This is a genomic window from Streptomyces viridifaciens (assembly GCF_001888885.2).
Lineage (GTDB): Bacteria > Actinomycetota > Actinomycetes > Streptomycetales > Streptomycetaceae > Kitasatospora > Kitasatospora aureofaciens.
The window spans coordinates 3331633-3354254 of sequence record NZ_CP090841.1 but is presented as its reverse complement, the minus strand read 5'-3'; the positions used below and the strand labels follow the sequence as shown (position 1 = coordinate 3354254).

Below are 22622 nucleotides of genomic sequence, written 5' to 3'. Positions count from 1 at the left end.
GGGCTGTTCCGCAGGGCCTGTGACCGGTCTCATCCGCTCCCGTCCGGTCCCGTCCCCTCCCGTTCCCTCCTGTCCCCTCCCGTGCGGTCTCATCCGCCGGCCTCGAGGGCGGCCAGGGCCCGGCGGGCCACCTCGCGGCCGATCGGCAGCGAGGCCGTCGCGGCGGGGGAGGGGGCGTTCAGCACGTGCACCGCGCGGCGCGGGGAGTGCCGGTCCTCCGGGTCGAAGCCCGCGAAGGCGAAGTCGTCCAGCAGCGAGCCGTCCCGGGCCACCGCCTGCGCCCGCACCCCGGCGGGGGCCGGTACCAGGTCCGCGGCGGTCACGGCGGGCAGCAGCCGTCGGACGGCCGTGGTGAACGCCCGCTTGGACAGCGAGCGGTGCAGCTCGCCCACCTCGTAACGCCAGTGCCGCCGGAGGATCCGCCAGGTGCCGGGGAAGGCCAGGGTCCCGGCCAGATCGCGCGGGCGGACGGTGTGCCAGGCATACCCCTCGCGGGCCAGGGCGGGCACCGCGTTCGGGCCGACGTGGACGTCCCCGTGGATGCCCCGGGTCAGGTGCACCCCGAGGAACGGGAAGGCCGGGTCGGGCACCGGGTAGACCAGGCCGCGCACCAAGGCGCGGCGTTGCTCGACCAGTTCGTAGTACTCGCCGCGGAACGGCACGATCCGCACGCCAGGGTCGTCCCCGGCCAGCCGGGCGATCCGGTCGCTGTGCAGGCCCGCGCAGTTCACCAGCACCCGGCAGCGCAGTTCCCCGGCGGCCGTGCCGACCGTGACCCGGTCCCGGCGGCGGACGAGCGTCCGCACCTCGGTGCCGGGCCGCAGTTCGGCACCCGCCTCCCGGGCCAGCCGGGCGTACGTCGTCGCGACGGCCGGGAAGTCGCAGATGCCGGTCGTGCCCACGTGCAGCCCGGCCCGCCCCGCGACCTCCGGTTCGTACCGGGCGATCCCGGCCCGGTCCAGCTCGGTGACCGGGATCCCGTTCGCCCGCCCCCGCTCGGCCAGCACCGCCAGCCGGGGCAGTTCGGCGTCGTCGGTCGCCACGATCAGCTTGCCGGTGACCTCGTGCGGGATGCCGTGCTCGCGGCAGAACCCGACCAGCTCGGCGGCGCCCGCGACGGCGAACCGGGCCTTGTACGAGCCGGGGCGGTAGTACACGCCGCTGTGGATCACCCCGCTGTTGCGCCCGGTCTGGTGCGCGGCGAAGCCGTTCTCCTTCTCCAGCACCGCGATCCGCAGGCCGGTGCGCGCCCTGGTCAGGGCGTAGGCCGTGGCCAGCCCGACGATCCCGCCGCCGACCACCACGACATCGAACTCGTCCGCCACCCTGTGCTCCTCGTCCGCCGCCCCGCGCCTGTGCGGGCCCGGCGCGGTCCGGCGCCGGGCCTGTTGCGCCGATGCTGCCACGGGTCGGGGGCGCCCGGGTCGGTTTCCCGGTTGCTGCCCGGGCCGCGGTGCCGTTGCAGTGGCGGAGGTCGGCTGCCGGTGGCGTCGTGACGGGTGGTGCGCGGCGGGCGGCGGGGGCCGCGGCTGTTCGCTGCGCACCGGTCGGCCCGTCAAGGCTCCGCTGCGCGGCTGCGCGACCCTCCGCCCTTTCGCCGTTCTCCGTTCGCCGGGGCCAGGGCCGGGGCCGGGGAGCTGTTCGTCGTGGTCCGGCAGGTGGCATGCCGAGGTGGGCGGCAGTGTCCTGTCGCCCACCTCGGGTGCGGGGCGGAGCCTCCCCCTGGTGGCTCCGCCCCGGCGTTCCGGCCGGTCCCCCCGGACCGGCCGCCCGCGGTGGCGTCGGGTCCCCCCGACTCCGCGCCACCGCGCCCCCCTCGTACGGCCGTGACGGTGGCGCGCCGAGTCCCCCGACTCCGCGCGCCACCCCCCCGCCCGGCCGCGTCGCGTCGCGGCGCGCCCGGTCCCCCGACCCGGTGCACCGGCTGCGGTCAGGCCTCCCAGGGCCACCCGGTGTCGGACCCCGCCTCCAGGAGGGGGATCAGCCGGAAGGCCGCGTCGCTCAGGCCGCCGAAGGTGTGCCGGTTGGCACCGCCGCTGGGGCCGTGGCCCAGGGTGTAGCCGGCCAGGTTCCAGGTGTAGACGGGCACGTGGGCCGGGACGGCGGCGAGCGGGTCGCTGCCCCGGTAGCCGGAGCCGGTCTGTTCGTCGGTGACGATCACCACCCGGTCGTGGCCGCGGTAGTGGGTGCGGACGGCTTCGGCGGTGTTGGTGCCGCCGAGGCTGGAGAACCGTTCCAGCACCCGCAGCACCGCCTCCCCCCGGCCGACCTCGATCACCCGGCTGCCGGTGCCGAACTCGACCAGGTCCGCCTCGGCCGCCCGGACCTTCAACGCGGTGCCGAAGATCGCCGCCGAGTCCGCCCGGTTGAGCTGGGTCTGCTCGCTGGGCCGGTCGAACATCGAGCCGGAGCGGTCGACCAGGATCAGCGTCCGGCCGGGCAGTCCGGGCACGTTGGCGAGCGAGTGGCCGAGCGCCGTCTCCAGCGCGTGGCCCCACCGCAGCGAGGGCGCGTGCCGGTAGGCGGCCAGGTAGCGGAACGGGAACTGGCGCGAGCGCCGTACCTCGCCCCGGTCGGAGATCCGCCGGGCCACCTCGGCCGCGACCTCGTCCGACACCCCGGCCCGGTCGAAGTTGCGCAGGTTCCGGACCAGCGCCATCGGGCCCATCGAGGGGATGACCGCCTCCCAGGCCGCCGCGTCCAGCGGCCCCTGCAGCCAGCCCGCCAGCGCCTCCCAGGTCAGCCCGGCGGCGGCCAGTCGCTCCGCGCCGTCCTCGGCGGTGACGGCCGCCCGGCGCTGCTCGACCGGCAGGGCGAGCAGCTCGCGGTTGGCGGTCAGCGTCCGGTCGGCGGCGGGCGGGACGGCCTCCTCCGGCCGGTGCCGGCGGTCCAGCGCGTACCCGAACAGCGGGCCCTGCCAGGGCTTGCCCGGGTCCGGCGTCGGGTGGGTCAACTCCAGGACGTCGCCGAAGCGGTAACCCTTGCCCGCGGTGTCGTACTTGAGCAGCGAACGGGCGTCGTACAGCCGCCGCACCGCGTCCGCGACACCGCGCTTGAGCGGCTTGGGCAGCGCCCGGCCGTAGCGCGAGGTCCAGTACGCGAGCAGCTCGCCGGGCTCGTCGGCGCGGCGCAGCACGGCGTCGACGGCCTGCCGGGAGTACCCGTGGGCACCGGCGTCCAGCCGGGCGCGGGTGAACTCGGCGGCGCCGACCAGCGCGGCGGTGCGCATCTGCGCCCCGAACCGCAGCCAGCGCAGCAGCCCGAGGGTCCACTCCGGCTCGGCGACGGCGAGTTCGCGCACCAGCGCGGTGTAGCGGTCGTCGCGGTCGCCGCCGCGCTCGTAGAAGGTGTCCTGGCCGACCATGTTGGAGATCGACAGGAGGAAGAGTTCGGACTTGCGGTCCCGGACGTGACCGGTGCCGCCCTCGTGGGTGCGGCCGCGCTGCCCGGTCGTGGTCACCGGCGACTTGGGACTCGACTTGGCCTTGCGAATGTTGAACCTGGACATGCTGCAGCCCCCCTCGGCGTGCTCGGTCGTCAACGGGAGGGAGGCATGCCGCGCCAAAGGGTGCCCGAGATCGTGCCGGTCGTCGTCCGACGACCGGCCTCGGCGGAGGTATGTGCCTTGTGCTCTGTCCGATTGAGCTAGCGGCCGCGCTCGCGCACGGCACGCCCGGGACTCGAACCCGGAACCGCAAGATCCGAAGTAACCCCCGCCTGCGCACCGGGCACTCCGAGGCGCAACTGCCTCCCGAGATCAAAGGTGGCGGCGGTGTTTCGCGGACTTGAACCGCTACGCCGGAAGACCGGCGTCTACCAGAAGTAACCGCTGCCGTCGCACCGGGAGGTGCGGAATCCTATTCACGTTTAGGTGTCCAGAGTTCAAGGACGGCTGAGGTGACATAGCTGCTCTACCGACTGAGCTACACCGGCACGGAAGTACCGGCGGCGGGACTCGAACCCGCGACACGCCCATTAAGAGTGGAAGTAACCTCTGCCTGCGCACCTGGACGAGAGAGACCTTAGTCAGGCCCCTCCCGCCGGTGCACCTCATTTATCGCCGGGAATTCCCTCGGGGGCCCTTCCGCCGGCTCCGGCGGCTCACGCCGGGGCGACGATCACCGCCCGCGCCCGCTCGGTCAACTCCCGTACCCGGCGTTCACCCTGGAAGGGTTCCAGCCGCCGCAGCATCTCCACCACGTACTCCCGGCTGCGCTGCGAGGAGATCCGGCCGGCCACCTCGACGGCGCGTTCGCCGGCGGCGACCGCGGCGTCCAGGTTGCCCGCCTCGGCCTCGGCCATCGCCGAGACCACCAGCCGCAGGCCGTGCGAGCGGACGAAGCCCTCGGTGGGCTTGGCCAGCGCCTCGCGGGTGAACTGCCGGACCTTGGAGGGCACGCCCAGGTCGCGGAAGCACTCGGCGGCGTCGGCGGCCAGCCGGTCGTAGGCGTAGAAGTCGATCCACGCCGGGTCGGGATCCCCGGCGCGTGCTCGTTCGAGTGCGCTCTCCGCCGCACCGAGCGCCGTCGCGCACGCCGCGGCGTTGCGGGCCTTGGCCTGGGCGCGTGCCTCCACCAGGTGGAAGAAGCTCATCGTCCGTGCGGTGGCCAGGCTCCGGTTGCGCTCCAGCGCGGCCTGGGCGAGGTCGACGGCCTCCTCCGCGAAGCCCCGGTAGCCGGCCTGAAGGCTCATCGAGGCGAGCACGTACCCGCCGAGCGGCACGTCGGCGGCGGCCCGGGCGAGCCGCAGGGCCTGGATGTAGTAGCGCTGGGCGGCCTCGTGCTGTCCGGTGTCGAAGGCCATCCACCCGGCCAGCCTGGTCAGTTCGGCGGTCGCGCCGAACAGCGCCCGGCCGACCGCGTCGCTGTACGAGGCCAGCAACAGTGGCGCCGCCTCCACCCGCAGGCACTCCGGCACCATCGACGAACGCCAGTCTCCGCCGCCGTACTTGGAGTCCCAGCGGCGGGCCTCCTGGGCGGCCTCGCGGAGCTTGACGGCGTCCGAGTGGCCGACCCGGTACGAGGAGTTCTCGCTGGGGGAGCGCGGCACCTCACGGGCCACCGAGCCGTCCGCCGGGTTGATCAGCCAGCGGGAGACGGGCGTCGCGTACGCGGCGACCGAGAAGGTCCCGGCCAGGCTGTCGCTCCAGCGTCCGCCGCCGGGCCCCCGCCGCAGGTCGAGGTCGACCCGGAACAGGTCGGTGGCGGAGCGCACGGCGTCGGCGACGTCGCGCGGGAAGGCCAGGCCGAGTTCGGGCGCCGGGTCGGTGTCGCCCAGGCCGATCTCCTCCAGCGGGACGGGCCGGCCGAGCTTGCCGCCGATCGCGGTGGCGATCAGGTGCGGGACGGGCCCCTGCGGCACCATGCCCTTGCTGACCCAGCGGGCCACCGAGGTCTTGTCGTAGCGCAGCGTCAATCCGCGCTGCGCGCCTAGGTCGTTGACCCGACGGGCCAGGCCGGCGTTGCTGATCTGGGCGAGGGTCAGGAGCGTGCCGAGCCGTTCGTTCGGTCCTCGTGGGCTGACGGTCATGGTGGCGGCGGCACCTCCTGCGGCCTTGTGCGCGGGGCCCGGGCGGCACCGGGCCGTAGCTGCTGTACCTAGAGTAGTCGGACGCGTTCCGACGGTTAAGAGGCCGCATTCCGGATGGCGGGATCGCGCACCCGGCGCTGCCGCGCCGGGCCGTCGCGACGGTTGGTCCGGACCTCTCGGCGCGGTCCGGCCGCGCCGCGCGCCGGAGCGTCGTGCTCCGGTCCCGTGTTCACGTGCGCCCGGCCGTGCCCCCTGGCCCGACCGGCTGCGCGGCGATTCGCTGGTGGTCGTGGGTCGGCCCGCCGTCGAGGACCCGGCGGGCCGGGGGATGCCGCCGCCTCAATCCCCGCGGGCGGCGGTCAAGTCCGGGAGGGCATGCGGATGCCCTCCCGGGCGGGGCGACGCCTTTCGGCCATCTAGCGATGCCCATGTCAAGGGCGCCGTCCGGGCGGTCCGGGCCAGGGAGGGGGAGGCCCGGCCCGCCCGAATCCGTCCCCGCGGGAACCCCGCCCGGCGGCCGCCGCAGCCGCGGCGAAACAGAACCGGAACCGACAACACCGGTCACGGCAGCGCCCGGTGGTGGCACGATGTCTCCTGACGGCGCGCCGGAACGAGGGCACGCCCGGACGCGCGTGCGGGCCGCCCCGGCACCCCACCCGGCCGCCCGCCCGGCGCCGGACGCGCCGCGCGAGTGCAGGTCCTCGTCCGGTGGAGGCGCGATGCGGTGGCTGACGGGCTGGAGCACGGGCACGCCCCGGGCGGGAACACCGGCGCACGAAGCCCTCGCCACGGTCACGCCGATCGCCGCGCGCCCCCTGTGGACCGGCCCCAACCCGCTCTGGGCGGTGGGCGACTGGCGACCCGAGGAGATCCGCCTGGTCACCCTCCGGCCCGGCGCCCCCGCCGTCGTCAGCACCGGACCGACCGTCCCCGACCCGGTCGAGGACACCCCCGCCACCACCCGGCTCGCCGTCCTCGGCCACTGCGGAGCCACCGACGCCGAACTCGCCGCAGGCCTCGCCGCCGCCCGCGGCGGCGCCGTCCGCCACCTGACCGCCTGGCCCGGCAGCTACACCGTCGTCCTGCGCACCGGCACCCGCTCCACCCTGCTGCTCACCGACCTCGCCGGCGCCCAACCCGTCTTCCACACCCCCTGGGCCGGCGGCACCGCGTACGCCACCGCCGCCCTCCCGCTCGCCGACCTGGTCGGCGCCGCCCTCGACACCGGCCACCTCGCCGCCCGGCTCGCCTGCCCCGAGTCCCCGGAGGCGCTCGGCACCGGCACCCCCTACCTGGGCGTCCAACGGGTGCCGCCCGGCCACGTGCTGGCCATCCGCGGCGGACGTCCGTACGTCGACGCCTACGACGAGCCGCCCGGCGCCGAACAGCCGCGCGACGAGGCGCCCGCGATCCGCGAACTCACCAGGGCCCTGCTGGAGTCCGTCCGCTCCCGGGTCCGCACCACCGCGGCGGCCCCCGGCCCCGCCGGGCGCGCCCGGCTCGGCGTCGACCTCTCGTACGGCACCGCCTCCGCCACCGTCGCCCTGCTCGCCGCCGCCGTACCACTGCCGCCGGTGCCCACGGCCGCCGCCTCCGCGCCGCTCGCCGTCGGCCTCAGGAGCGCCGGCCCCAGGAGCGATGCCGGCACCAGGAGTACCGCCGGTGCCAGGCGCGGTGCGGTCAAGGGCTCCTGGGTCCGGGAAAGCGCCCACGAGCCGTCCGCGCCCGAGCAGTTGGCCGCCGTCACGCTCGGCGAGACCGAACCGCCCACCACCCTCGCCCTCGCCCCCGACACCCCGCGGCTGCGGCACACCGTGCTCGACCCCGGCCCCGACACCCTCCCGTACGCCGTCCTGCGCACCGACCCGCAGTCCGGCCCGCTCACCGACGAGCCCGGCCCCGAACTCGTGGCCGCCGCCCGCGCCGAGGCCCGCTTCGACGCCGGCGGCACCGACCACCTCACCGGCTACGGCGCCCGCCAGGTCCTGGACGGCCACCCGGCCCGGCTCGCCGACCTCCTCCGGGCCGGGCGGCCCCGCGAACTCCTGCCCCCGGTCGCCGCCCTGGCCGGCGCCGACCGGGCCGTCGCGGGCGTCCTGGCCGGCGCGCTGCGCACCCCGCTCACCGTGGTCCGGGCCGCCCACCGGCTCTCCCGGGTCCGCTACGCCGAGGCGCTGGACGAGGCGGCCGCCAAGCTGACCGCCCGCCACGTCCCGGACGGCGCGGGTACGGCGGGCGACCGCTCGGCCGTCGACCTCGCCTGGTGCGTCCCCGGCCCGGCCGCCCGCTGGCTCTCCGACGAGGCGCTCTCCGCGGTGGCCCTCCGGCTACGGCTGGCGGCGCGCAAACCGGCGCCAGAGGAACACCCCGGCGCGCACCGCGCCCGCCACGCCCTCCACCGGCAGGCACGCTCCTACCGCACGCTCGTACACGCCGCCGAACGGCCCGGCCAGCGCCTGCACGCACCCTTCCTCGACAACCAGGTGGTCCGCGCCGCCCGGCTGCTCCCGGACGACATCCGCCTCCAACCCGGCGCCCGGCACGCCCTCCTGCACGCCGTCCTCACCGGCGCCGGGCGCACCGACCTGCCCCCCGACTGGGGCCGCGGCCCCCGACCCGACCGCACCGCTCCCACCCGGGCCGGCCTGCGCCTCGCCGCCGACGGCCTCGCCGAACTCTTCGACGCCCCCCTCCTCGCCGAAGCCGGCCTCATCGACCTCCCCGCCGTCCGCGCCGGCCTGGCCCACTGCGCCGACCCCGCCACCCCGCTCTCCCCGGCCGCCCTCGCAGGCCTCGCCGACCTCGTCTCCACCGAACTCTGGCTCCGCCGCCTCCGCGCCCGCCGCCACGGCGCCTGCTGGACCGGCCTCCCCCGCCCCCGCCCCCCGGCCCTCACCCCCTGACCCCCGGGCCGGGCCCGCTACGCCCGGCCCGGTCGTTGCACCCGCGCCCAGTGCGGTAGCCCTACGCCCGCCCGGCGCCCTCCGTTGCGCCGTCCGGCGCGGCTGGGCCGGGCGGGGGCGCCGGGCGGGCGATGATGGCGGGGCTGTGAGTCCGCGGTGAGGAGTGGGTGCGGTGGCCGGTGTGAGCCCGGGGCAGGAAGTTCCCGTGGTGCTGTCGGTGCTCGGGCGGCCGCCGATGGGGCGGCCGCCCGGGGTGCTGGCGGCGTGCGACGGGTCGGACGGGTCGCTGTGGGCGCTGGACCGGGCGATGACGGAGGCGGAGCTGTTCGGCCTGCCGCTGTACGTGCTGGCCGTGGTGAACCCGGCACCGGCCGGCTACCCGCCGGGGATGGCGGAGCTGGTGCAGGAGAGCGTGGAGACGCTGGTCGAGAGCATGGCGGACGGGCTGCGCCGGGCGGTGGCGACCGTGCTCCGGCAGCGGGTCCGGCCGTACGCGGGGGAGATGTCGCTGCACGTGGTGCTGGGCAACGTGATCGAGGTGCTGCTGGAGGCGTCGACCCGGCAGCACACCCTGGTGGTCGGCACCCGCGGCAACGGGGGCTTCGCCCGGCTGCTGCTGGGGTCGGTGAGCTCGGCGGCGGTGCACCACGCGGCCTGCCCGGTCCTGGTGGTGCCGGCGCCCGCGGAAGGCTGACCCGAGGGGCCGGCGAGGGCCGGGCGGTGCCGGGAATGTACCGAGATGGTTCATCGTTCACCTAGCCCGTACATCCGCGTATCCGTACATCCGCACATCCGCACGAGACGCCCCCTTGGAGCCCCCCGACATGAAGGTCGAGATCTGGTCCGACATCGCCTGCCCCTGGTGCTACATCGGTAAGCGCCGCTTCGAGCAGGCCCTGGCGGACTTCCCGGGCAAGGAGGACGTCGAGGTCGTCTACCGCCCGTACCAGCTGGTCCCGGACGCGCCCGCGACGGCGAGCCCGCACCGCGCCTGGCTGGCCGAGCGCTACGGCCCCCAGTCGGTCGCGATGGACGCGCGGGTGGCCGAGCTGGGCCTCGCCGAGGGCATCACGTACGACTTCGACGCCGCCCTGCACGCCAACACCTTCCTGGGCCACCGCCTCCTGCACCTCGCCGAGACCGAGTACGGCGCCGAGGCGCAGGGCCGGCTCAAGGAGGCGCTGCTGAAGGCGCACTTCACCGACGGCGTGGACATCGGCGACCGCGCCGCGCTGGCCGATGTCGCGGTGGCGGCGGGTCTGGACCGCGAGCGGGTGACCGCCTACCTGGCGGGCGACGAGGGCACCGCCGAGGTCCGCGCCCAGCTGGCCGAGGCCCGTGAGCTGGGCATCAGTGCCGTGCCGACCTTCGTGTTCGAGGGCAAGTGGGCGGTCCAGGGCGGCCAGGAGGCCGCGACCTTCCGCAAGGTGCTGGACCAGGTCGCCGACGAGATCGGCGAGCGCCGCCCGGCCCCGGTGCCGGTCGCGCCGGCCGGCGAGGCCTGCGCGGACGGCTCCTGCGCCATCTGAGCAGGACGCCACGGAAGCAGGACTGGGGCCCGTCGCCAGGGAAGCCGTCAGCGGCTTCCGGGACGGGCCCCGGCCCGGGGCCACACCCCTACTAGCACCTGAACCGGGCCTGCGCCCAGTCCGCGACGTTCAGCGCGGACCAGATTCCGTGCACCGGCGTGACCACCAGCCGGATCGACTTCTGCCCGGCCAGCGGCACGTGCACCGGCACCGCGTCGTCCCCGGCGCCGATGGGCCGGGAGCGCCAAAGGGTGCTGCCGTCGCCGCTCTGGACGGTGAAGACGACGCCGCCGGGGCTGAGCGTGGCGTCGTCGACCCCGGCGACCGCGTCGAAGGACGTGCAGCTGCGGTTGAGGTCGACCAGCGTGGTGGCCGGCGCGTGCACGGTGATGGCGTGCGGGTGGTAGTCGCCGCCGATCCAGCCGCCGTCGCGCTGCCAGAACCTGTCGCTGCCCTTCCGCCGGATGCTCGGCCCCTCCGGCGGCACCCGGTGGTTGCCGGGCTTCCACACGGGCAGGGAGTCGCCCCAGAAGTCGGTGGGGGCGGGCGGCCCGGGCGGGGTGACGGTCGGTTCCGGCACCGGCGGCACGGTGGGCGTCGGGACGACCGGCACCTCCGGCGTCGGCAGTGGCGGCAGTGGCGGGAGGGTCGGAAGGGCCGGAAGGGCCGGAAGGGCCGGGGCCGGGATCGGGACGACCGGCGCCTCGGTGGTCGGTTCCGGGGCCGGTTCGTGCCGGGGGGCCCGGGTGGCGACCGGGGGCGCAATCTGCTTCGGGGTCGGCTTCGGACTGGGGCTCGCACTCGGGCTGGGCGCGGGCCGTTCCGGGGCCGCCGGGACCGGGACCGGAGCCGGTGCGGCGCTGGTGGGCGCCGGGGTGGGCGGCGCGGGCGCGGGCACCACCGGGGCGGGGAAGGCAGGGGCGGAGAAGGCGGCCTGGGGAGCGGCCACGGGGGGCGTCGGGTCGGGCGAGCCGGTCAGCGCGTAGGCGGCCACCGCGGCGGCGGCCGCCACCGCGACGGCGGCGGCGATCCCGGCCTTGGCCGCGGTGCCCAGGCCCTCGCCGGCCGCGGCACCGACAGCGCTCCCGCCGGAAGCGCCAGAAGCACCGGAGGCACCCGCAGTACCTGCTGCGCCCCCGGCACCCGCTGCGCCGGAAGCACCGGAGGCCCCCGCAGCAGTGCCCGAGGACCCGGCCGAGGCCGCCGCCGTTCCCACCGCGGCCGCACCGCCGACCGCGGCGGCACCGCCCACGGCGGCCGCGGCGGCGCTGAACCCGCCGACCCCGACCCAGACCAGCACACCGCCGGGCAGCAGCGCGCGCAGACCGGTGTTGATCTCGGTGAGTTCCAGGCAGGCCGCCGTGCAGCGGTCGCACTCCTTGAGGTGCCGGCCGACCTCCGCCGAGGCCCGCTTGCGCAGCGAGCCCCGCGCGTACGCCCCGAGCCGGTTGGCGTACGCCTCGCAGGTGCTCTCCTGGCTGCCGGAGATGTGGGCCTGGAGGAAGGCGGCGGCCAGCCGGTCGCGGGCCCGGTGGGCCTGGACGGCGGTGGCGTTGGCGGTCTTGCCGAGCATCACGGCGACGGTCTTCGGGGACTCCCGTTCGACCTCGGTGTGCCAGAGCACCACCCGGTCGTCCTCGGGGAGTTCTGCGTAGGCCTGCATGACCATCCGCCGGTCGGCCATGGCCATGGCCCAGGCGTCGGCGCCGGGGTCGGCCAGGTCGAAGCCGGCGACGGCGGCCGAGCTCTGGGCGAACAGGCCGAAGTCGTCGACGAGTTGTTCGCGCCGCTCGCTCCGGGTCCAGGCGGCGGCGACGTTGCGCACGGCCGTCAGCAGGTAGGCGCGGACGGCGAACTCCGGGCCCTTGCCCGCCTTGAGCGCCTGGAGGGTGCGGGCGAAGACCTCGCCCGCGAGGTCCTCGGCGGTGAAGCTGTCCCGGCAGCAGGTGCGGGCGTAGCGGCGCACCGAGTCGGCGTGCCGGAGGTAGATCTCCTCGTACGCGGTGTCGTCCCCGGCCCGGACCCGGGCGGTCAACTCGGCGTCGGAGGGCGGGCGCTCGCCGTCCACCGGGTCGGCGGGGGCGGGCACGGTCGGGCGGGCGGGACGACGGGCCGGAAGACCGTCACCGACGAACGCCTCGGGGGCGACACCGCCCTGCCCCGCCGGGGCCTGGCCGGGCACCCGGCCGGGCGGCCGGGCAGCGGACAGCGACTCGCGGCCGGGCCATCCGCCCTGGTCCGGGACGTGCCCTGCGCCGGAACCGGCCGCAGCGCCCGAACTGCCTGGGGATCCCGGGACTTGGGACGCGCCGGTGCCGCCGGGGCCCGCGGCGGACCCTCCGGCCGTACTACCGGAGAAGCCCCCGAAGTCGAGGCCGTACCCGTAGTCGTTCTGTTCCTCGGCGCTCACAACGGACCCCAGATTCCACGACAGCCCCCGTAGTGTGGCAGGGCGCGCGGGTGTGCGTAGGCGCACGGTTCCCCGGGGTGCGGCGCCGACGGCGCGCGAAGGGCGCGCATCGGGACATTGGCTCCAACCACGGGCAAAGGATGGCATAGCGCAGGGACCCGCGGTAGCCGGACCGGCCGGTACCCACTCTTCCGAGGGGCCGTCGCGGACGTGTTCGCCCAGCGTGCGGTGAGGGGCCGCGCGGCGCCCGCACCCGGCGCGCGTGCCCTGTGCGCGCGCCGGTGTCCCGCCCAACTCGCCCGCCCGTCCGGCGCGTCGACCGCGCCTGCCCGACGCGTCGTCGGCAGCCCGCCCGGCGCCGGGTCCGGCACCACGTCCAACACCGGTCCGGCACCACGACCGCGAAGGTCGAGGCCGCCGCCGACTCAGCGCGCCCGCAGGCCGTCCAGCAGGATCTGCAGCAGCCGGTCCGACGGCGCCGCGGCCGGTTGACCGTCCGTCTGCGGACCGACCGCCGTGAAACCGGCCGCCGTCGGCGCCGAGACCGAGGGCCGTGCCGCGTGCACCGGCACCGACGCGGTCAGCACCAGCACCACGTCCGACACCGTGACGCCCGGCCGCAGCTCGCCCGCCGCACCGGCGCGCGCCACCAGGGCGGCCAACAGCTGCAGCAGCAGCCGAGGATCGGCGTCCGCCGGCGACGGCTCGGCCGCGGCGCCGGACCGTGCCTCCTCGCCGCGCAGGTCGAAGCGGACGGCCGCCGGCGGTTCCGGCGCCCGCTGCTCCGGCACCCGGCCCAGCTCCTCCGCGTACCGGAAGGCCTCCGGCGGCAGCAGCCGCCCGGCCCCGGTGCTCACGGCCCGGGCCAGGTACCCGGCCAGCGCCTCCCAGGCGCCGTCACCGCCGTACAGCGACTCCCGCGCCTGCGCGGTCAGCCAGGCCACCTCCTCGGCGGCGATCCGCTGGACCAGCACCTCCTTGCTCGGGAAGCGCCGGTAGACGGTGCCGACCCCGACTCCGGCCCGGCGTGCGACCTCCTCCATGGGAGCGCCGTAGCCGAACTCGCCGAACACCTCCCGGGCGGCGCGCAGCACGCTCTCCAGGTTCCGCCGGGCGTCCACCCGCAGCCTGGTCCCGGGTACCGCCGCGGTGGCCTGCGGGGGCTCCGACCGGTACGGGACGGCCGCGTACGCCATCCCGCCCGGTGGCAGGTCCACCGGGCCGCGCTGCTCCGGCACCACGCCCTGTCCGGCGTGCGGTACAGCCGCCCGCCCCAACACCTGCTTCTGTTCCATCATCCCAACTCTCCCCCGCAGGCGTCCGAAACCGGACCCTGTCGTCGCCCGCCCCTGCACCCCCCGGTGCAGCTCAGCCCGTCAGAAATGACCAGATGACCCATCGCTCGTGCCGCCCGTCCCGTTCCGGTGACCACGGTCGTGCCGCCGGGCCGCCTCGACGTCCGGCTCGGCGCGTCGGCACCGCCCGGGGCCTCGTCCGGGAACTACCCTTCCCCGGATGACTGTCCCCCAGTCGGGTTCTCGCGCCAACGCTGGAACTGGCCGTAGTGGCCGGTCCACGGTGCGTCGCCGCCAGTTGTCATGGCGGTGGCCGCTCCGGCACACAATCCGACCATAGTTCACGGCTCTTCGCGGCCGAAAGTGCGTCAGAAAGTCGTCCAGCAAGCACAACTGGCCACGCCCGCCACTTCCGTCGCAACCAGCCCCGTACGGACTGTGGACAAGACCACCTCCGCCGGTCCTTCATAGGGGGGCGTGATGGGGGGCGCGCCCGGCCGCGAGGCCGGGACGAAACGTCACATCGGCAGGAGGTGCACCATCAGGATCCTGATCGCCGGCGGCGGCTGTGCCGGGATGGCCACCGCGCTCCACCTCCAGCGTGGCCTGCGGGAGCGGCTGCGGCGCGGTGAGGTGGAGATCACCGTCGTCGAACCCCGGGCCTACTCCACCTACCACCCGCTGCTGGCCGAGGTCGCGGCCGGTTCGATCGACCCGCGGCACGTGGTCGTCCCGCTGCGCCGGGTCCTGCCGGACTGTCGGGTGCTCACCGCCCGGATCACCCGGATCGAACACGCCGCCCGCCGCGTCCTGGCCGACGCCGCGGGCCCCGGCGAGCCCCCGGCGCCGCTCGAAGTCCCTTACGACGTCCTGGTGGTGGCCCCCGGCTCGGTCTCCCGGACGGCCCCGGTGCCCGGCCTCGCCGAGCACGGGATCGGCTTCTCCACCGTCGGCGATGCGGTGCACCTGCGCAACCACGTGCTGGAGCAGCTCGACCTCGCCTCCGCCACCCGCGACCCCGCCCTGCGGCAGTCCGCGCTCACCTTCGTCTTCGTCGGTGCCGGCTACGCGGGAGTCGGCGCGCTCGCCGAACTGGAGGACATGGCCCGCACCGCCGTACGGGGCCACCACAACGTCCGTGCCGAGGACCTGCGCTGGGTGCTGGTCGAGGCGACCGACCGGATCCTCGCCGAGGAGTCGCCCGAACTCGCCGAGCACACCCTGCGCCAGCTGCGCGAACGCGGCGTCGACATCCGGCTGCGCACCACCCTGGAGTCCGCCGCCGGCGGGATCGCCGCGCTCTCCGACGGCAGCCGCTTCGGCGTCCGCACCCTGGTCTGGACGGCGGGGGTCCGGCCTTCCCCGATGCTGCGCGACACCGACCTGCCGCTGGACACCCTGGGCCGGGTCCGCTGCCTGGCCACCCTGCAGGCCGTCGGACCGGACGGACGCGCCCTGCCCGGTGTCTGGGCGGCGGGCGACGGCGCCGCCGTCCCCGATCCGAACGCGGACGGCGCCCCCTGCGCGCCCAACGCCCAGCACGCCCTCGCCCAGGCCGCGCTGCTGGCCCGCAACATCGCGCTGGCCCTGGACGGCGGACCGCACGCGCCGGGGCTGGTCGCGTACCGGCCCGGCCCCGCCGCCTGCTCGACCTCACTCGGCCTCCACCGGGCCGTCGCCCACACCCGGCGCGGTGGTCGGCTCACCGGACGGCGGGCGTGGTGGCTGCACCGGGCGCGGCACCTGCGGCGGCTGCCGAGCGCGGAGCGCCGGGTGCGGGTGCTGATGGACTGGGTGCTGCTCGGGGTGTTCTCCCGCGAGGTGGTCTCGCTGGGAACGATGGCGCACCCGCGTTCGACCCTCGAGGGCGATTTCGATTCCGGAACGGGTCGGCCGGCCGGGGCTGAGCCGGAAGCTCCGCAATGAACGCGCCCGTCGCCCGGGGTCGACGGACGATCCGGAGGCCCGTCCGACGGCCACCCCGGGCGGGCGACTTCCGGAACCGGCCCTCCGCCTGACAGGATCAGCCCGAACTGGTCATTACCCCGTGTGCTGACGTGCGCACAAAAAGTGATGATATGCCTGGAAAACGAGGAAGCGGCCGTCGTTTGAACCTCATGCGCTGGAGCGCCCGGCTCACCGGAGTCCCCTGGCGTGCCGCCCCACCCGACGGGGCCGGCACCGACGAGGGCACGCCCTCCACCGACGGCGTCGTCGTTCCCGGCCAGCGCGACCCGATCGGCCCCACCGCCGCCGCCGAACTGCTCGACCCGCACAAACCCCAGAACCTGCGCGAGGTCCTCAACCGCATCCCCGCCCCGGTCGCCGTCACCTACGGCCCGCTCCACCAGCTCGGCTACGCCAACCGCGCCTACCGCGAACTCTTCGGCGACCGCCCCACCGGCCTGCCCGCCGGCGAGGCCCTCCCCGAACTCGGCACCATGGGCGTCCTGCCCCTGATGGACCAGGTCATCCGCGGCGGCCGCCCCCGCAGCGTCAAGGCCCGCTGCATCCTCGGGCTCACCGGCAACCGCTACTACAACGTCTCCTGCGTACCGCTCGGCACCGGCGACACCGGCGACGCGCCCGCCGAGGGCCCGCCCGCCGGAGTGCTGGTCTTCGCCGCCGAGGTCACCGACCAGGTGCTCGCCGCCGCCCGGCTGCGCGAAGCCGAACGCCGCCAGCGCGAGGCCGCCGTCACCCTCCAGCGCAGCCTGCTCCCGCAGAAGCTCGACCAGCCCGCCGACCTGCGGGTCGCCGCCACCTATCAGCCGGGCGGCGCCGAGGCCGCGGTCGGCGGCGACTGGTACGACGTCATCGCCATCGCGGGCGGGCGCACCGCACTCGTCATCGGCGACGTCATGGGCCGGGGCCTGCGAGCGGCCGCCGTGATGGGGCAGCTGCGCACCGCCGTACGCGCCTACGCCCGCCTCGACCTGCCCCCGCACGAGGTGATGTGCCTGCTCGACGGCCTCGCCATGGAGATCGACGCCAACCAGATCGCCACCTGCACCTACGCCGTCTGGGACCCGCAGCACCGCACCCTCTCCTACGCCTCGGCCGGCCACCTCCCCATGCTGCTGCGCTGCCCCGACGGAACCATCCTGCGCAGCGAGGAGCAGAACGGCCCCCCGCTCGGTACGGGCGGCGGCCTGCACGTCTCCCACACCCTGCGCCTGCTCCCCGGCACGACCGGCGTCCTCTACACGGACGGCCTGGTCGAGCGCCGCGACGAGGACATTGACCAGGGACTCGACCTGCTGGCCCGCACCCTCACCGGCGCGATCGGCGCCCCCGAGGTGATCTGCGCCCGGCTGCTGCGGGCGATGGGCGTGACCTCGGAACACGACGACGACGTGGCCGTCCTGGCCTTCCAACTGCCGGGGGAGGAGGGCGCCGAAAATCCACTTGCGGCGCTTGACTCGGCCATCCCAGAGGCCTAGAGTTCTTCGAGTTGCCTGGCAGGGAGCACCGGACACGCATCAGCGCGGACGGCCCCGGGGCAGCCAATCCCTTGAAACACCACTCCGGTCCCGTACCGGTCGTTTCGCCTTGCGCGTCTCGGCTCGGTGCTTATTCGGCGTGCTCGTTTTATCGGATTGCAGTCGGACTCGGCTGGATTCGCTTTTCGGAGCGGGGATCGGCTAGAGTTTGAAACGTCGGACGGGGCGTCAAGCCGCAGAAGACACCAGCGAGTTGGATGACGAAGCGCCGGAAACGGAGCGGAAAACATCTGATAAGCTGGAAACACGAAAGAACGAAGCGCCCGGAGGGCCCGCTGGAAGGCGGCCTGAAGGAAGCGTCCGTTCCTTGAGAACTCAACAGCGTGCCAAAAGTCAACGCCAGATATGTTGACATCCCCGGCCTCGATCGTCTGATCGGGGTTGGAGATTCCTTTTGAAACAAACACTAGCGAGGACGCAGTGCGCGGGATCACCCTATTCCGGTGGTTGCCGTGCCGCTCAACGCGGGTGTGGACCCGATTACGGGTAAACATTCACGGAGAGTTTGATCCTGGCTCAGGACGAACGCTGGCGGCGTGCTTAACACATGCAAGTCGAACGGTGAAGCCCTTCGGGGTGGATCAGTGGCGAACGGGTGAGTAACACGTGGGCAATCTGCCCTGCACTCTGGGACAAGCCCTGGAAACGGGGTCTAATACCGGATACGACCTTCCTCCGCATGGGGGTTGGTGGAAAGCTCCGGCGGTGCAGGATGAGCCCGCGGCCTATCAGCTTGTTGGTGGGGTAATGGCCTACCAAGGCGACGACGGGTAGCCGGCCTGAGAGGGCGACCGGCCACACTGGGACTGAGACACGGCCCAGACTCCTACGGGAGGCAGCAGTGGGGAATATTGCACAATGGGCGAAAGCCTGATGCAGCGACGCCGCGTGAGGGATGACGGCCTTCGGGTTGTAAACCTCTTTCAGCAGGGAAGAAGCGCAAGTGACGGTACCTGCAGAAGAAGCACCGGCTAACTACGTGCCAGCAGCCGCGGTAATACGTAGGGTGCGAGCGTTGTCCGGAATTATTGGGCGTAAAGAGCTCGTAGGCGGCCTGTCGCGTCGGATGTGAAAGCCCGGGGCTTAACCCCGGGTCTGCATTCGATACGGGCAGGCTAGAGTGTGGTAGGGGAGATCGGAATTCCTGGTGTAGCGGTGAAATGCGCAGATATCAGGAGGAACACCGGTGGCGAAGGCGGATCTCTGGGCCATTACTGACGCTGAGGAGCGAAAGCGTGGGGAGCGAACAGGATTAGATACCCTGGTAGTCCACGCCGTAAACGTTGGGAACTAGGTGTTGGCGACATTCCACGTCGTCGGTGCCGCAGCTAACGCATTAAGTTCCCCGCCTGGGGAGTACGGCCGCAAGGCTAAAACTCAAAGGAATTGACGGGGGCCCGCACAAGCAGCGGAGCATGTGGCTTAATTCGACGCAACGCGAAGAACCTTACCAAGGCTTGACATATGCCGGAAACACCTGGAGACAGGTGCCCCCTTGTGGTCGGTATACAGGTGGTGCATGGTTGTCGTCAGCTCGTGTCGTGAGATGTTGGGTTAAGTCCCGCAACGAGCGCAACCCTTGTTCTGTGTTGCCAGCGAGTAATGTCGGGGACTCACAGGAGACTGCCGGGGTCAACTCGGAGGAAGGTGGGGACGACGTCAAATCATCATGCCCCTTATGTCTTGGGCTGCACACGTGCTACAATGGTCGGTACAAAGGGCTGCGATGCCGTGAGGCGGAGCGAATCCCAAAAAGCCGGCCTCAGTTCGGATTGGGGTCTGCAACTCGACCCCATGAAGTTGGAGTTGCTAGTAATCGCAGATCAGCATGCTGCGGTGAATACGTTCCCGGGCCTTGTACACACCGCCCGTCACGTCACGAAAGTCGGTAACACCCGAAGCCGGTGGCCTAACCCGTAAGGGATGGAGCCGTCGAAGGTGGGACCAGCGATTGGGACGAAGTCGTAACAAGGTAGCCGTACCGGAAGGTGCGGCTGGATCACCTCCTTTCTAAGGAGCACATGGCCGCTTGCAGGCGAATGTTCTGCACGGTTGCTCATGGGTGGAACGTTGACTATTCGGCACAGGAAGAGACCAGGGGCTAGTACTGCTTCGGCGTGGAACGCGTTCTGGGATTGACTGTGTCGGGCACGTTGTTGGGTCCTGAGGGAACGGAAGTTGCCTCAAGGATGCCGGCCTCACTCGAGATGGTCCTTCGGGATTGTTGAGGGTGTGTGACTGGTCGTTGTTTGAGAACTGCACAGTGGACGCGAGCATCTGTGGCCAAGTTTTTAAGGGCGCACGGTGGATGCCTTGGCACCAGGAACCGATGAAGGACGTGGGAGGCCGCGATAGGCCCCGGGGAGCTGTCAACCGAGCTTTGATCCGGGGGTGTCCGAATGGGGAAACCCGGCAGTCGTCATGGGCTGTCACCCGCTGCTGAACACATAGGCAGTGTGGAGGGAACGCGGGGAAGTGAAACATCTCAGTACCCGCAGGAAGAGAAAACAACCGTGATTCCGGGAGTAGTGGCGAGCGAAACTGGATGAGGCTAAACCGTATTGGTGTGAGACCCGGCAGGGGTTGCCAATACGGGGTTGTGGGAATGAGCTTCAGTCGTCTGCCGGCGGCTGGGCGAGTCAGAAACCGTATGGGTAGTCGAAGGACATGCGAAAGGTCCGGCGTAGAGGGTAAGACCCCCGTAGACGAAATCTGTACGGCTTGCTTGCTCATCTCCCAAGTAGCACGGGGCCCGAGAAATCCCGTGTGAATCTGGCGGGACCACCCGCTAAGCCTAAATATTCCCTGGTGACCGATAGCGGATAGTACCGTGAGGGAATGGTGAAAAGTACCGCGGGAGCGGAGTGAAATAGTACCTGAAACCGTGTGCCTACAAGCCGTGGGAGCGTCGTCAGTCGGTTTACCGGCTGGCCGTGACTGCGTGCCTTTTGAAGAATGAGCCTGCGAGTTTGCGGTGTGTAGCGAGGTTAACCCGTGTGGGGTAGCCGTAGCGAAAGCGAGTCCGAATAGGGCGTTTGAGTTGCATGCCCAAGACCCGAAGCGGAGTGATCTAGCCATGGGCAGGTTGAAGCGCGGGTAAGACCGTGTGGAGGACCGAACCCACCAGGGTTGAAAACCTGGGGGATGACCTGTGGTTAGGGGTGAAAGGCCAATCAAACTCCGTGATAGCTGGTTCTCCCCGAAATGCATTTAGGTGCAGCGTCACGTGTTTCTTGCCGGAGGTAGAGCACTGGATAGGCGATGGGCCTTACCGGGTTACTGACCTTAGCCAAACTCCGAATGCCGGTAAGTGAGAGCGTGGCAGTGAGACTGTGGGGGATAAGCTCCATGGTCGAGAGGGAAACAGCCCAGAACACCGACTAAGGTCCCTAAGCGTGTGCTAAGTGGGAAAGGATGTGGAGTCGCAGAGACAACCAGGAGGTTGGCTTAGAAGCAGCCACCCTTGAAAGAGTGCGTAATAGCTCACTGGTCAAGTGATTCCGCGCCGACAATGTAGCGGGGCTCAAGCACACCACCGAAGTCGTGTCATTGCAGCTATAGGGCCAACGCCTGCTGTGATGGGTAGGGGAGCGTCGTGTGCCGGGTGAAGCGGCCGAGGAATCGAGTCGTGGACGGTATACGAGTGAGAATGCAGGCATGAGTAGCGATACAAGAGTGGGAAACTCTTGCGCCGATTGACCAAGGGTTCCTGGGTCAAGCTGATCTGCCCAGGGTAAGTCGGGACCTAAGGCGAGGCCGACAGGCGTAGTCGATGGACAACGGGTTGATATTCCCGTACCCGCTTTGAAGCGCCAACGCTGAACCTTCTGATGCTAAGCCCGTGAAGCCGTCCCGGAGCCTTCGGGCAAAGGGAAGTGGTGGAGCCGGTGGCCCAACGGGGTAGTAGGTGAGCGATGGGGTGACGCAGGAAGGTAGTCCAGCCCGGGCGGTGGTTGTCCCGGGGTAAGGGTGTAGGACGTGGGGTAGGCAAATCCGCCTCACATATAGTCTGAGACCTGATGCCGAGCCGATTGTGGTGAAGTGGATGATCCTATGCTGTCGAGAAAAGCCTCTAGCGAGTTTCATGGCGGCCCGTACCCCAAACCGACTCAGGTGGTCAGGTAGAGAATACCGAGGCGTTCGGGTGAACTATGGTTAAGGAACTCGGCAAAATGCCCCCGTAACTTCGGGAGAAGGGGGGCCATTCCTGGTGACGGGCCTTGCGCCTTGAGCTGGGGGTGGCCGCAGAGACCAGCGAGAAGCGACTGTTTACTAAAAACACAGGTCCGTGCGAAGCCGTAAGGCGATGTATACGGACTGACGCCTGCCCGGTGCTGGAACGTTAAGGGGACCGGTTAGCTCAGATTCGTCTGGGCGAAGCTGAGAACTTAAGCGCCAGTAAACGGCGGTGGTAACTATAACCATCCTAAGGTAGCGAAATTCCTTGTCGGGTAAGTTCCGACCTGCACGAATGGCGTAACGACTTCTCGACTGTCTCAACCATAGGCCCGGTGAAATTGCATTACGAGTAAAGATGCTCGTTTCGCGCAGCAGGACGGAAAGACCCCGGGACCTTTACTATAGCTTGATATTGGTGTTCGGTTCGGCTTGTGTAGGATAGGTGGGAGACTTTGAAGCAGCAACGCCAGTTGTTGTGGAGTCGCCGTTGAAATACCACTCTGGTCGTGCTGGATGTCTAACCTGGGTCCGTGATCCGGATCAGGGACAGTGTCTGGTGGGTAGTTTAACTGGGGCGGTTGCCTCCTAAAGGGTAACGGAGGCGCCCAAAGGTTCCCTCAGCCTGGTTGGCAATCAGGTGTTGAGTGTAAGTGCACAAGGGAGCTTGACTGTGAGACTGACGGGTCGAGCAGGTACGAAAGTAGGGACTAGTGATCCGGCGGTGGCTTGTGGAAGCGCCGTCGCTCAACGGATAAAAGGTACCCCGGGGATAACAGGCTGATCTTCCCCAAGAGTCCATATCGACGGGATGGTTTGGCACCTCGATGTCGGCTCGTCGCATCCTGGGGCTGGAGTAGGTCCCAAGGGTTGGGCTGTTCGCCCATTAAAGCGGTACGCGAGCTGGGTTTAGAACGTCGTGAGACAGTTCGGTCCCTATCCGCTGTGCGCGTAGGAGTGTTGAGAAGGGCTGTCCCTAGTACGAGAGGACCGGGACGGACGAACCTCTGGTGTGCCAGTTGTTCTGCCAAGGGCATGGCTGGTTGGCTACGTTCGGGAGGGATAACCGCTGAAAGCATCTAAGCGGGAAGCCTGCTTCGAGATGAGCACTCCCACCTCCTTGAGAGGGTAAGGCTCCCAGTAGACGACTGGGTTGATAGGCCGGATATGGAAGCCCTGTGAGGGGTGGAGTTGACCGGTACTAATAGGCCGAGGGCTTGTCCTCAGTTGCTCGCGTCCACTGTGTTGTTCTGAAACAACGACCCCGACCCCGTAAG

Annotated in this window: 9 protein-coding genes, 1 tRNA gene, 2 rRNA genes and 1 pseudogene; 7 read left to right on the top strand and 6 right to left on the bottom strand. The window is 71.5% G+C overall.

Translation table 11 applies throughout. The features are described 5' to 3' along the window. Positions 1-89 precede the first annotated feature (89 nt). The 4 genes from lhgO to BOQ63_RS21945 form a co-directional block, all read right to left on the bottom strand. On the bottom strand, positions 90-1325 hold the full coding sequence (lhgO, locus tag BOQ63_RS21960) for an L-2-hydroxyglutarate dehydrogenase (protein WP_072654828.1): 1236 nt from the start codon (positions 1323-1325) through the stop codon (positions 90-92). A gap of 605 nt (positions 1326-1930) precedes the next feature. Beyond that, the gene (locus BOQ63_RS21955) at positions 1931-3508 is read right to left on the bottom strand and encodes a TROVE domain-containing protein (protein ID WP_030290848.1); all 1578 of its coding nucleotides are present in this window, start codon (positions 3506-3508) and stop codon (positions 1931-1933) included. Positions 3509-3940: 432 nt separating this feature from the next. Beyond that, positions 3941-4045 (bottom strand) — tRNA-OTHER (locus tag BOQ63_RS21950). Positions 4046-4101: 56 nt separating this feature from the next. Then, on the bottom strand, positions 4102-5529 hold the full coding sequence (locus BOQ63_RS21945; RefSeq protein ID WP_030290849.1) for an NsdA family TPR-like regulatory protein: 1428 nt from the start codon (positions 5527-5529) through the stop codon (positions 4102-4104). A 719-nt stretch (positions 5530-6248) separates the two neighbouring features. Between BOQ63_RS21945 and BOQ63_RS21940 the strand changes: the two genes are divergently transcribed. The 3 genes from BOQ63_RS21940 (at position 6249) to BOQ63_RS21930 (ending at position 9961) form a co-directional block, all read left to right on the top strand. After that, the gene (locus tag BOQ63_RS21940; RefSeq protein ID WP_030557806.1) at positions 6249-8432 is read left to right on the top strand and encodes an asparagine synthase-related protein; all 2184 of its coding nucleotides are present in this window, start codon (positions 6249-6251) and stop codon (positions 8430-8432) included. 172 nt (positions 8433-8604) lie between these two features. Continuing rightward, positions 8605-9126, top strand: coding sequence for a universal stress protein (locus tag BOQ63_RS21935; protein WP_143174759.1), 522 nt, complete (start codon positions 8605-8607; stop codon positions 9124-9126). Positions 9127-9256: 130 nt separating this feature from the next. Next, positions 9257-9961: a DsbA family oxidoreductase gene (locus tag BOQ63_RS21930; RefSeq protein WP_030291169.1), complete on the top strand. Its 705-nt coding sequence runs from the start codon at positions 9257-9259 to the stop codon at positions 9959-9961. 91 nt (positions 9962-10052) lie between these two features. Here the strand turns inward: BOQ63_RS21930 and BOQ63_RS21925 are convergent, their stop codons facing one another. Together BOQ63_RS21925 and BOQ63_RS21920 are read right to left on the bottom strand one after the other, a co-directional pair. Further along, the gene (locus tag BOQ63_RS21925; protein WP_454130284.1) at positions 10053-12371 is read right to left on the bottom strand and encodes a sigma-70 family RNA polymerase sigma factor; all 2319 of its coding nucleotides are present in this window, start codon (positions 12369-12371) and stop codon (positions 10053-10055) included. A 425-nt stretch (positions 12372-12796) separates the two neighbouring features. Then, positions 12797-13666, bottom strand: a complete 870-nt coding sequence (locus tag BOQ63_RS21920) for a TetR/AcrR family transcriptional regulator (RefSeq protein ID WP_223886006.1) — start codon at positions 13664-13666, stop codon at positions 12797-12799. Positions 13667-14146: 480 nt separating this feature from the next. On the opposite strand from BOQ63_RS21920, the gene BOQ63_RS21915 reads away from it, so the two are divergent. The 4 genes and pseudogenes from BOQ63_RS21915 to BOQ63_RS21900 all read left to right on the top strand — a co-directional run bounded on the left by BOQ63_RS21915 (position 14147) and on the right by BOQ63_RS21900 (position 22570). Then, a complete protein-coding gene (locus tag BOQ63_RS21915; RefSeq protein ID WP_078867794.1) occupies positions 14147-15592 on the top strand; it encodes an NAD(P)/FAD-dependent oxidoreductase in 1446 nt (481 codons plus the stop codon). A gap of 182 nt (positions 15593-15774) precedes the next feature. Continuing rightward, positions 15775-17076: pseudogene (locus BOQ63_RS21910) on the top strand (SpoIIE family protein phosphatase); the annotation flags it as partial. A 586-nt stretch (positions 17077-17662) separates the two neighbouring features. After that, positions 17663-19179 (top strand): 16S ribosomal RNA (locus BOQ63_RS21905). A 271-nt stretch (positions 19180-19450) separates the two neighbouring features. Next, a 23S ribosomal RNA gene (locus BOQ63_RS21900) occupies positions 19451-22570 on the top strand. The 16S and 23S rRNA genes sit together here, the layout of an rRNA operon. Positions 22571-22622 lie beyond the last annotated feature (52 nt).